This window comes from Paenibacillus sp. Marseille-Q4541 (assembly GCF_018310695.1).
Taxonomy (GTDB): Bacteria; Bacillota; Bacilli; order Paenibacillales; family Paenibacillaceae; genus Paenibacillus.
The window spans coordinates 76,596-87,847 of record NZ_JAGXCY010000022.1; the positions used below are offsets into that span (position 1 = coordinate 76,596).

The window sequence follows — 11,252 nt, forward strand, 5'->3', positions numbered from 1 at the left end:
AACTTAACCTAACGTATGCGTCAGCCCCGTATACGCAAGTGTAATACCTGGGCTAAGCATATAACGGTGACGAAGATCTACGTCATGAGACATATGCGTAAAAATGGTTTGTTTCGGCTTTACCTTGGTAAGGAGCTCTTGCGCCTCCATCATGTCATATACAGATCTACTTTCAAAAAGAGCTTTCTCGTAATAGAAGCTTGTACCCAGAATAAGGAGATCAAGTCCATATAACGGTTTTTGTTCCTGTTCATTAAGATTAATAGAATCCGAGCAATAAACCCATGTATATCCGTCTTTCTCAAGATGATACGCGTAGGAATAACCATTTTTACCATGGTTTACTTTCCACGAATGAATATGATAGCCCGCGAGATCTAATCCATTCTCCAGATCGACCGGTTTCAGATCAATATGGTTTCGGAGCCAAGGGAACTGTGCCTGAATAGCGTCAAGCACCTCTTGCGGTGCATACAGCTCCCCCTTCTCCCCAAGCCATCTGCACGCATCAGCCCACTCTGGAAGTCCACCAATATGATCAAAATGTGGATGAGTAACCAGCATGGTGCGAAGCTTACGTTTCTTCAGCATCTCCATCTGGTGCCGAAAGTCCGGTCCTGCATCAATGAAGAACTCTCCCTTGTCACTCTCTACGAAAACAGAAGAACGGTATCTTCGGTTTACACCCGTTGTCCTCGCTTCCTCACATACCTCACATTCACAATAGACCCTCGGCACGCCCATCGCATCACCTGTACCAAGAAACGTTAGCTGATTATACTTTGACAAGGGTAGAACTCCTTTCTTCCAGCGGGTGTATTATTGTCCGCGAAGTGTTAGCGTCAGCTGCTTACGTCCGTCTGCTGTATCTTCCACTGCTTTAATGTGCCAATTGAAAGCAAGAGCCTGCTCAAGCTTTTCAACTTGATCTTGGGATAAGATCAGTCCTTCTACTCTGCCTTCTCCCGACGTAAAGTCTTCATTCGGATCTAACTGAAATGTTGTAGCAATCCAGTTTTTCAGTCCATTATTCGTGTTAAATGTAATCCGGTAACCTTCCGTAATTGCCTCATTCAACAATTCCCCATGCTCTTTGGCGTAGGTGAAAAAGGATTCATATGTATAATGTGGACGCTCAGCCGCTTTCAATAGCTCGGTGTTCTCCGTACGTACCGCTTCTAATATCTCTTCATCGCTAATTCCACTTCTTCGTGCATTCTCCAATAAAATAGCGCTATACTGTGACAATTTCACTTCCTGTGTCATGAGGTAACACTCCTCTTCAAAATGGTTATGTGATTTATCGATTGCATTCATTTATTGTAGACCTTTTTCCTTACCTTGTTCAAGGTCATCGTTATTTTTACATAAGAAAAAACCGACCTGATTAGGCCGGTTTTTCTTTATTCGATCATATAAATTTTGGATAAGTCACGAAACAGTACCACCGGCTCTGGGATCGCTTGCTCAAGTCCACCGTAGCCTTTACTTACGGCAATGACACTTTTCGTATAAGCAATCGGCCATACACTGAGTTCTTTGGCAATCTTCTGCTGGATCTGTACGTATAACTTCTGCCGAACGGCCTGATTCACTTCTACGGAAGCTTGTTTCCATAGGGCATCCAATTCCTTATTGTGAGAGCGAGAATAGTTGTACACCCCATCGCTCATATAGAGTGATTGGTATGCAGTAGGTTCCTGCCCCATAATATAGCCAGCGAGTGAAAGATCAAAATCCGTATTATTTATGTCTAATCTGCGATTGTCATAAACCATAGCTTCCATCGGCTTCAGTTCAACCAAAATTCCTACTGCTTTTAATTTCTGCTGAATGTATAAGGCCTGGTTCACTTGAGGTTTGCTGGCAGCGGAAAACGCAAGACGGATTTTCATATCCTTGATATTAGCTTGTTCAAGCAATTTCTTGGATTTCTCAGGATTATAATCATACGTCCGAACATTGGAAGTATGATACAAAGTATCGGGCGTCAGTATAGATGAAGCCGGATCGGCAAACTCGTTTGACAGATACGAGATTCGAATCAATTCTTCTTTATCCAGCGCGTAAGCGATAGCCTCCCGGACTTCTCTCTTTTTCATCTTCGGAATGTTCATATTGAACACCATATATTGCAGACGGCCCTCAGGATAAGTAATGAGATCAAATTGCCCCGTATCATTCAGCGTTTCATAGTCTTCGATATCAACCATTGACAATTGAACTTCACCCTCACTTAGCGCTTGATTCGCTACATATGGGTCCAGAATAATTTGATATGTGATGTTATCCAGATACGGTGCCCCGCCGTAATAATCTTCAAAACGTTCCAGAATTACCTCTTCGCCAGGCGTGTATTCTTTAAACTTAAAGGGACCGGAGCCGATCGGATGGTCATTTTTGGAGCTCAGCAGAATATTTTTCTCTCCCTGAAACACATGTTGCGGGATCGGATAAAAGTCAATCAGCGCTCCTTCAAATGAAGGCGAAGGCGAAGGCAGTACAAACTTGACGGTGAGATCGTTCACCTTTACCGCCTTGACTGGTTTACCATCAAAAACATACTGACTGCGGAAAGGGCTATTCTGTTGTTCATCCATAATTTGTTCCACTGTATACACAATATCATCTGCTGTGATGGCTTCACCATCATGCCATGTAAGTCCCTTCCTCAGCTTGACGATATAGGTCAAGTAATCCTTGGAGGAATATGCACTCTCTGCAAGCGCGTATGTCTTCTTCCCACTATTCATATAAAAGAGTGGTGCATAGAGTGACTGATTTAGGGTAAGAGTCACCCGATCTCCCGCATACAAAGGGTTCATCACCTTTGGATCATCTTGCAAAGCAATATTCATGCTGCCGCCTCTTACAGGTGCATTTTCTCCGGCATGATCCGAACTTGTTCCTGACATTAACTGCTCACTAGAAGTACTGCCTGTTTGTACTTTTTTAGGCTGATCTGCTGCCGTGTCACATGCGCTTAGCAGTAACCCAGAGACTAGAATGAGCGATACTATATTTCGTAACCATCTTACATGTTTCATTCTTCTTGTTATCCTCCTGATGCATAAATACCATTTATGTACCCTTTCAAATAATATGAGAGTAGTATAAACAAGGTTGATTTAAAAAGCAAAAATATAATATGTCATCTTGGTTCAATCTACTTTTTTTGTAAAAACAATAAACAAAAAACCCTGCACGTTATCGAACGTTCAGGGTAATAGCAGCCATTCTATATGGATATTGGCATCGGATCACTCTTCAGATGATTTTCGACCATCCAGTTCTCATGGTCATTAAAAAGATAAGCCCGGTGAACGAGGACACGAACTTCTTGCCCGACGGACAAGGTCTCCTTCTCCAAAGAGCGATACGTGATCAGCTTATAATTACCTATCATAACTTCAACAAGCCACTCGCTGCCTCGGAAATGAAGGGCACGAACGGTCCCTTGTTCGGTAGCCGATAACAGCGTAAATTCATTTCCCAGACCTACTTCAATATACTCTGGACGAATCAGCGCCTTAGCATCGACAGCAGAACCCGTTAACTGGTCAAATCCCTTCAGTTCTCTCGCATGCTCTACAATAGTGGATTCCCCAATAAAAGAGGCTACAAAGGGTGTTTCCGGCTGTTTGTATATATCCCATGGTGTCCCTTTCTGTTCCAGAGCACCATGATTAATAATCATAATTTCATCAGCAACTTCAATTGCTTCATCCTGATCATGCGTAACAAATATAGACGTAATGCCTACCCGCTCAATGAGCTCACGCAACCAGGATCTTAGCTCGTGCCGAATCTTGGCGTCAATGGCAGCAAAGGGCTCATCAAGCAAGAGAAGTTGAGGCTCAGGAGCCAGAGCCCTTGCAAACGCAACACGTTGCCTTTGTCCTCCGGATAATTGATGAGGATACCTCTTCTCAAAGCCACTAAGACCCGTTAGCTCAACTAGTTCCATTACCCGATCGCGAATTTGTGCTTTGGACTGCTTCTTCACCTTAAGTCCAAAAGCGATATTGTCAAACACGGTCATATGTTTAAATAAAGCATAGTTTTGAAATACAAATCCAATTCCCCGTTCTTGAGGTGGAAGATGGTTCACAAGCTGTCCATGCAAGCGGATTTCACCTGCATCCGGATTTTCAAGCCCAGCCAGTATACGAAGAATGGAAGTTTTCCCGCCTCCACTTGGACCAAGTAAACCAATGAGGTGACCTTTTTTTATATCAAAAGAAACATCTTTAACTGCATGAAAATTGCCAAAATGTTTATTCAGACCACGGACTTCCACATGCATGTCGCCATCCCCCATCACATTCCCTATAATTTCGGTAGGAATTACTTTATTTGATACTTTACCAAAAATAGGGGGATTCCGTCAATCTTTTCTGGATATGATGACTAGCATACACTTTCGTCATTTACCGTTATGACATTGCAACGTTATGATGATTTACCGCTTTGAAGTATGTAGGCGTGACTTGATGTAATGTGTACCGAGTGAAGGAAGCTTATAGACGATTACACATGATTTTCACATGCGAAGATGCTTCGGCCCTGACTTCTTCAAAAGGTAAGCGGTCTTGGATGTAGTAAGAGATGAACCCGTGAATGGATAGAAATAAACTGTGAGGTAATTGCATCCGTTCTTCGTCAGTGTAGTCCTTATTGTTCATATGATAACGGATAATGGTGGCGAATAGCTCATAACAACGATTCTGTTCTGCCCTACAATAAGCAAGCAGCTCTTCATCACGAATCATAAACATAATTTCATATTGATAAGGATTTTGCAGACCAAAACGTATAAACTCCATCATGACATGCTCTGGCTTGGTAAGACCATCCTTGGAGCCTTTAGCCATGGCCTGCAGGAGTAACTGCCCTAAATGATTAAAATCTTCTACAACAATGGCATAAAATAGTTCTGCTTTTTCCTTGAAATGATAATATAAAGATCCATGACTGTAACCTAAATGCTGACCAATACTGCGCATTGAAATAGAGCGATAGCCTTTTGTTACGAACAAATGCCTGGCCGCTTCCAAAATACGCTCTCTCGACAACTCCTGCTCCACTGCTCTTCTAGCCATATCTTATTCTCCTTCAATAAAATAAAGCTGCTGTCCCTCCGTGATCACAGATTGACCTTGTGTTAAGTCAGTCATAAAATCAATGAATCGCTCTGCTTCACGATCTACCGGCAGACATGTCAGCCTGACTTTGTCAGTAAATGTGGTTTCTCCCATACGTACCTGCCTGTTTCTCAGCTCATTCTCCACTTTTCCTAGCCATGTGTAATCCAATTCAACAAAAACTTCCCGGTGTAACACATTCGTTATGACTTCCCCGGACTCAATAGCGGCTACAGCCCCATCCGTGTATGCACGAATAAGTCCACCTGCACCAAGCATAATACCGCCAAAATATCTCGTAACGACGATAGCGACATTTTTCAGTCCTTGATTTTTGATCACCTCCAGAATTGGTTTCCCTGCGGTTCCGCTAGGCTCCCCATCATCCGACTGTTTCTGAATCTCATCTCGTTCACCAATCATATATGCTGAACAATTATGAGTGGCATTCCAGTGCTTTTTCTTAATATCCTCAATAAACTGGATTGCTTCCTCTTCATTCTTTACTGGCATGACATGACCGATAAATCGTGATTTCTTAATAACAATTTCTTTATTCCCCGCGGCTCGAACGGTTCTGTACTGCTCAATCATTGCTCTCTTACCTTTCTATATGTGAAGAAAACACCGTAAGGTGTTCTATTCTTAGAAGTAATATGGTTCCTATTTGTTAAGAAAGCAGTCCATCCAAATACGGGTGAACTGCTTCTTATGTTCAAACAACCTGCTGATAGCTTGATTGCTCTACTATATTGATGAAACTTATGATCTTTATCAGATCATACCATTATTCAGAAAGTCTTGCTTCAAGTTTTGCTTTTTCTTCTTCATAGCCTGGTTTGCCAAGAAGAGCAAACATATTCTTTTTGTAAGCTTCTACACCCGGTTGGTCAAACGGATTCACACCCAGAAGGTATCCGCTGATGCCGCATGCTTTTTCAAAGAAGTATACCAGATATCCGAAAGAATATGGAGTCATATCTGGAACATTTACAATAAGATTTGGTACTTGACCGTCAGTATGTGCCAAAAGTGTACCTTGGAATGCTTTTTTGTTAACGAAATCCATCGTTTTACCTTCCAAGAAATTCAGACCGTCTAGATCATCTGGATCTGCTTCAATGGAAATGTGACTTGGAACTTCTTCTACTTGAATCACCGTTTCGAAAATGTTACGGCTACCTTCTTGAATGAATTGTCCCATGGAGTGAAGGTCTGTTGAGAAATCAACGGATGCTGGATAGATTCCTTTGAAGTCTTTTCCTTCACTTTCGCCAAATAGCTGTTTCCACCACTCGGATACAAAGTGTAAAGATGGCTCGTAGTTAACGAGAATTTCAGTGCCTTTCCCTTTACGATACAGTGCATTACGCACTGCTGCGTATTGGTAACTTTGGTTCTCTGCAACGTTCGGATTAGCAAACTCTTTGGAAGCGTCAGCCGCACCTTGCATCATTTCTTCAATGTTAATTCCTGCTGTAGCAATTGGAAGTAATCCTACTGCAGTCAGTACGGAATAACGTCCACCTACATCATCAGGGATAATGAAGGATTCATAACCTTCTTCTGTTGCCAGTTTTTTGAGAGCACCACGTGCTTTGTCCGTTGTAGCGTAAATCCGTTTGCGAGCTTCTTCTTTACCGTATTTTTTCTCCAGTGCAGCACGGAAGATACGGAATGCAATTGCTGGCTCTGTAGTTGTACCAGATTTAGAGATTACGTTTACGGAGAAGTCTTTTCCTTCAACGAGCTCAAGCAAATGGTTTACATATGTAGAGCTGATGTTATTACCTGCGAAATAAATTTCAGGAGTTTTACGTTTATCTTTTGGCAGCTCATTGTAGAAAGAGTGTGTCAACATTTCAATCGCTGCACGTGCACCCAGGTAAGAACCGCCGATACCGATTACGATCAGTACTTCGGAGTCACTTTGAATTTTCGCAGCTGCTTTTTGAATACGGGAGAATTCTTCTTTGTCATAGTTAGTAGGAAGGTCAATCCAACCGAGGAAGTCGGAACCTGTACCTGTACCGTTATGAAGTTGCTCGTGAGCAAGGCGAATTGGTTCTGCCAAGTAATCCACTTCATGTTGTCCTACAAATTCGAGAGCTTTACTGTAATCAAAAGTTACTTTTTTAGCCATGATTATAATACCTCCTGTAATTTCTTAAATGTCAGCGAGAATCAGTTCTCACTTGAAAGCTTGTCTTACGACTGTCCGGATTATGCGTTCTATCGAAATTACCCGTGCCTTCACTTATGAAATAGAATACTGTAATTTCGCTAACGTGACAAGCTTAGTGGGTTGCTGACCGAGTATATTTACACTACTCATTCTCTTCACAGTTTAGCCTTTTGGTTTGTCTATGTCTCCATGATATGATGAAGACCTAATGAATGTTTGATTAAACAAGGAAAGGTGAGAATTTTTCATGAAAAAAATTGCTGTACTCGGACTAGGAACCATGGGAGGTCCCATGGCCTCCAATCTCCTTAAAAAAGGATATGAAGTCACTGTATATAATCGGACCTCTGAAAAATGCAAACCGCTCGTAGCAGAAGGCGCTGTAGCAGCCAAAACACCGAAAGAAGCAGCTCACGGCCAGTCTCTAGTTATAACTATGGTAAGTAATGATGCTTCCATCAATGACATTTATTATGGCGAGAATGGTGTGTTTGCCGGTGTCATCGACGGTACAACCATTATCGACTGCAGTACCATTTCCCCGGATCTTGCCAAAAAGCTTGCGGAAGATGCTACGGCGCTCGATTGTTCTTTTCTCGATGCACCTGTTACGGGAAGCAAACCAGCAGCCATAGACGGTTCTCTAGTATTCATGGTTGGTGGTGATACTGAAACCATCGACAGTCAAATGGATGTATTTGAAACACTCGGTAAAAAAGTTATTCCGATGGGCGAAAATGGGAATGGTGCAGTAGCAAAACTTGCCCATAACACCATCGTTGGAATTAACAACGTTGCCCTAGCTGAAGGTTTCGCCATTGCTTCCAAATCAGGTATTCCTGCCGACGCCTTCTTGGATCTTGTTCAGTTAGGATCTGCCAGCAGTAAAGCGGCTGAACTGAAGGGTCGTAAAATCATTGATCATGACTTTACAAATCAATTTTCGCTCGCCCTCATGCTCAAAGATTTAAAGCTAGCTTCTTCCCTGACAGACAGCACAGGAGTCCCTACACCGATGCTGAACCTCGCAAAAAGCATGTTTCAGTCCGGTGCCGCACATGGATATGGCGATGAAGACTTATCAGCTGTCGTTAAGATCTATGAAGCTTATATAGCTCAACAGATTAACGGCAAACCACTTGCATAATTAAATAGGATGAAAAAGGGTAAAGCGCCTTCTGGTCGCTTCACCCTTTTTTGTTTGCATGATACGGGGTACTAAGCCGCTCCTTATTCACGCTGTAATCGTTCCTTTAGATTGCTTTGCACCCGGATTTTAGCAAATTACAGCAACGCTTTTACGCGACTTACTACATTTTCTACAGTAAAGCCATATTCTTTCATTACTCTATCGCCAGGCGCAGATGCACCGAACGTCGTAATTCCAAGAATATCACCAGCATCGCCTACATATTTTTCCCAGCCCATAGGTTGAGCCATTTCTACTGCAAGACGTGCTTTTACGTCTGGAAGAATAACGGAATCTTTGTATGCTTTATCTTGTTTTTCGAACAGATCCCAGCTTGGCATGCTGATAACACGAACATAAATACCTTCTTCAGCAAGTGCTGCTTGTGCTTTTACAGCCAGTTGAACTTCAGAACCTGTAGCAATAATTTGTGCTGTCGCTTTACCGTCTTTCGCATCAGATACAACGTAAGCACCGCGTTTGATTCCTTCGCGAGCGCCGTCTACTGTACCAGCGAGGATTGGCAAGTTTTGACGAGTAAGCACTAGGGCAACTGGATTCGAAGTGTTCTCTACTGCATAAGCCCATGCTGCGGAAGTTTCGTTCGCATCAGCTGGACGAATTACAGTCAGACCTGGAATGATACGCAGCGAAGCAAGCTGTTCAATCGGCTCATGGGTAGGACCGTCTTCACCAACTGCGATACTGTCATGCGTCAGAACATAAGTTACTGGCAGTTTCATGATGGAAGACAAACGAACAGCTGGACGCAAGTAATCAGTGAATACGAAGAATGTTCCTCCGAATACTTTCACGCCGCCATGCAGTGCCATACCATTCATTGCTGCAGCCATACCGAATTCGCGAACACCAAAGTAGATGTTACGACCGGAATAATCTGCTGGAGTGAACTGAGCCAGATCGTTCAAGTGAGTCATGGTAGAACTTTCAAGGTCAGCAGATCCACCTGTCAGGTTAAGAACATTGTGAGCAAGACCGTTCAGTGCATTACCGGAAGCTACACGAGTAGATACCGCTTTATCTTCTACACTGTATTTCGGCAGGTCACGATCCCAACCTTCTGGAAGGTCGCCATTAACTGCTGTTTCAAACTGAGCAGCAAGTTCAGGGTAAGCTTTTTTGTATTCTGCAAATTTAGCTTCCCAAGCTTTATTGGCTTCAATACCGCGTTCTTTTACTTTTGCAAAATGAGCACGAACTTCGTCTGGAACGAAGAAATCTTCTTCATATACCCATTTGTAATATTCTTTAGTCAGTTTTGTTTCGTCAGCACCCAATGGAGATCCATGAGTACCGCCATGGCCACCTTTACCTTGTTTGTTCGGGCTACCGTAACCGATCACTGTTTTCACTTCGATCAGTGTTGGACGATCCGATACTGCTTGTGCTTCTTTGATCGCTTTTTCGATCGCAGGAAGATCGTTACCATCCTCTACGCGAAGCACTTGCCAGCCATATCCTTCAAAACGTTTTTGAACGCTTTCGGAGAAGGAAAGGTCAAGTTTACCATCTAGGGAAATATCGTTGGAATCATAAAGAACTACGAGTTTACCCAGTTTCAAGTGAGATGCCAGAGATGCTGCTTCGTGAGAAACACCTTCCATAAGGTCACCGTCACCACAAATTGCATAAGTAAAGTGGTCAACCACGTCAAATTTATCTTTATTGTAAGTAGCACCCAGCTGAGCTTCAGCCATTGCCATACCTACTGCCATTGCAATCCCTTGTCCAAGTGGACCTGTTGTTGCGTCAACACCAGCAGTGTGACCGAACTCAGGGTGTCCTGGAGTAAGGCTTCCCCATTGACGGAATTGTTTGATTTCTTCCATTGGAAGATCATATCCGCTCAGGTGCAAAAGGCTATAAAGCAACATGGATCCATGTCCGGCAGACAGTACAAAACGGTCGCGGTTGATCCAAGTTGGATTTTCTGGATTATGGTTCATCGTTTTAGCAAACAATTGATAGCCCATCGGTGCGGAACCCATCGGCATACCCGGGTGTCCGGAATTCGCTTTCTCAATTGCATCAATTGCTAAGGTACGAACTGTAGTAATAGACAAGTTGTCGATTGTTAAATTTTCATCTTTTTGAATGCTTTGATCTTTCGTTTGTTGATCAGTCATGTTTCATCCTCCTCATAATCTCTAAAAAAAGATGTCAGGATAAGCAAACGGACTTACGCTCAGGGATTTCGACTGCACTAAAAAGAAAATATCAATTTAAAGCAAGTTAATCCGCTTGAATGTTTCAATTTGACTTATTCAATAGTATTGTAACACTTCATCCGCTATTTTTCCATAGCCTTCTTATTCATTACGTGAAATTTCACATAAAGGCATCCACCAAAGTATCTCCTCAATAAGGAAAAGCATACCCTCTGATGAATGAAGAGTATATGTACATAAAAAGGCTAGGGATTCAATTAAATATTGAATCCCTATATTTACTTTTAGCCTTGTCAAAGCACTTTAAAACAGCAAAAAAATTCCATTTCATATCCATAATGAAACAACTTGACTATCATCTCTAAAAAAAGAACCATTCCAGCTTACATTCTGGAATGGTTCTTTTTTTTACATTAATGAAAGGAATTGTTATGTTGTTAAATCAATTTCACAACTCATTAAAACGATAAATCGAAAGTATATCTAGACAAACTAAACCATTTTGATCTATATATACTCTTGATTGAAGCAACTAAAGGTATTAT

General features: G+C 42.3%; 9 protein-coding genes. 1 reads left to right on the plus strand and 8 read right to left on the minus strand.

The window, feature by feature from the left end; genetic code table 11:
* Positions 1 to 3: 3 nt before the first annotated feature.
* From KFT32_RS19155 to KFT32_RS19185, 7 genes are all read right to left on the minus strand, one after another.
* Positions 4 to 744: an MBL fold metallo-hydrolase gene (locus KFT32_RS19155; RefSeq protein WP_211748899.1), complete on the minus strand. Its 741-nt coding sequence runs from the start codon at positions 742 to 744 to the stop codon at positions 4 to 6.
* Between the two features lie 75 nt (positions 745 to 819).
* Positions 820 to 1,266, minus strand: a complete 447-nt coding sequence (locus KFT32_RS19160; protein ID WP_211748859.1) for a hypothetical protein — start codon at positions 1,264 to 1,266, stop codon at positions 820 to 822.
* Positions 1,267 to 1,403: 137 nt separating this feature from the next.
* Entirely contained in the window at positions 1,404 to 3,047 is a 1,644-nt protein-coding gene (locus KFT32_RS19165; RefSeq protein ID WP_211748861.1) for an ABC transporter substrate-binding protein, read from the minus strand.
* Between the two features lie 191 nt (positions 3,048 to 3,238).
* Positions 3,239 to 4,306: a sulfate/molybdate ABC transporter ATP-binding protein gene (locus KFT32_RS19170; RefSeq protein ID WP_211748863.1), complete on the minus strand. Its 1,068-nt coding sequence runs from the start codon at positions 4,304 to 4,306 to the stop codon at positions 3,239 to 3,241.
* 214 nt (positions 4,307 to 4,520) lie between these two features.
* A complete protein-coding gene (locus KFT32_RS19175) occupies positions 4,521 to 5,102 on the minus strand; it encodes a TetR/AcrR family transcriptional regulator (RefSeq protein WP_211748869.1) in 582 nt (193 codons plus the stop codon).
* Between the two features lie 3 nt (positions 5,103 to 5,105).
* The gene (locus KFT32_RS19180; RefSeq protein WP_211748871.1) at positions 5,106 to 5,738 is read right to left on the minus strand and encodes a YigZ family protein; all 633 of its coding nucleotides are present in this window, start codon (positions 5,736 to 5,738) and stop codon (positions 5,106 to 5,108) included.
* A gap of 193 nt (positions 5,739 to 5,931) precedes the next feature.
* Positions 5,932 to 7,287: a glucose-6-phosphate isomerase gene (locus KFT32_RS19185; protein WP_211748873.1), complete on the minus strand. Its 1,356-nt coding sequence runs from the start codon at positions 7,285 to 7,287 to the stop codon at positions 5,932 to 5,934.
* Positions 7,288 to 7,576: 289 nt separating this feature from the next.
* On the opposite strand from KFT32_RS19185, the gene KFT32_RS19190 reads away from it, so the two are divergent.
* A complete protein-coding gene (locus KFT32_RS19190) occupies positions 7,577 to 8,476 on the plus strand; it encodes an NAD(P)-dependent oxidoreductase (RefSeq protein ID WP_211748875.1) in 900 nt (299 codons plus the stop codon).
* Between the two features lie 137 nt (positions 8,477 to 8,613).
* On the opposite strand, the gene tkt is transcribed toward KFT32_RS19190, so the two are convergent.
* The gene (tkt, locus tag KFT32_RS19195) at positions 8,614 to 10,665 is read right to left on the minus strand and encodes a transketolase (protein ID WP_211748876.1); all 2,052 of its coding nucleotides are present in this window, start codon (positions 10,663 to 10,665) and stop codon (positions 8,614 to 8,616) included.
* Between the last annotated feature and the right edge of the window lie 587 nt (positions 10,666 to 11,252).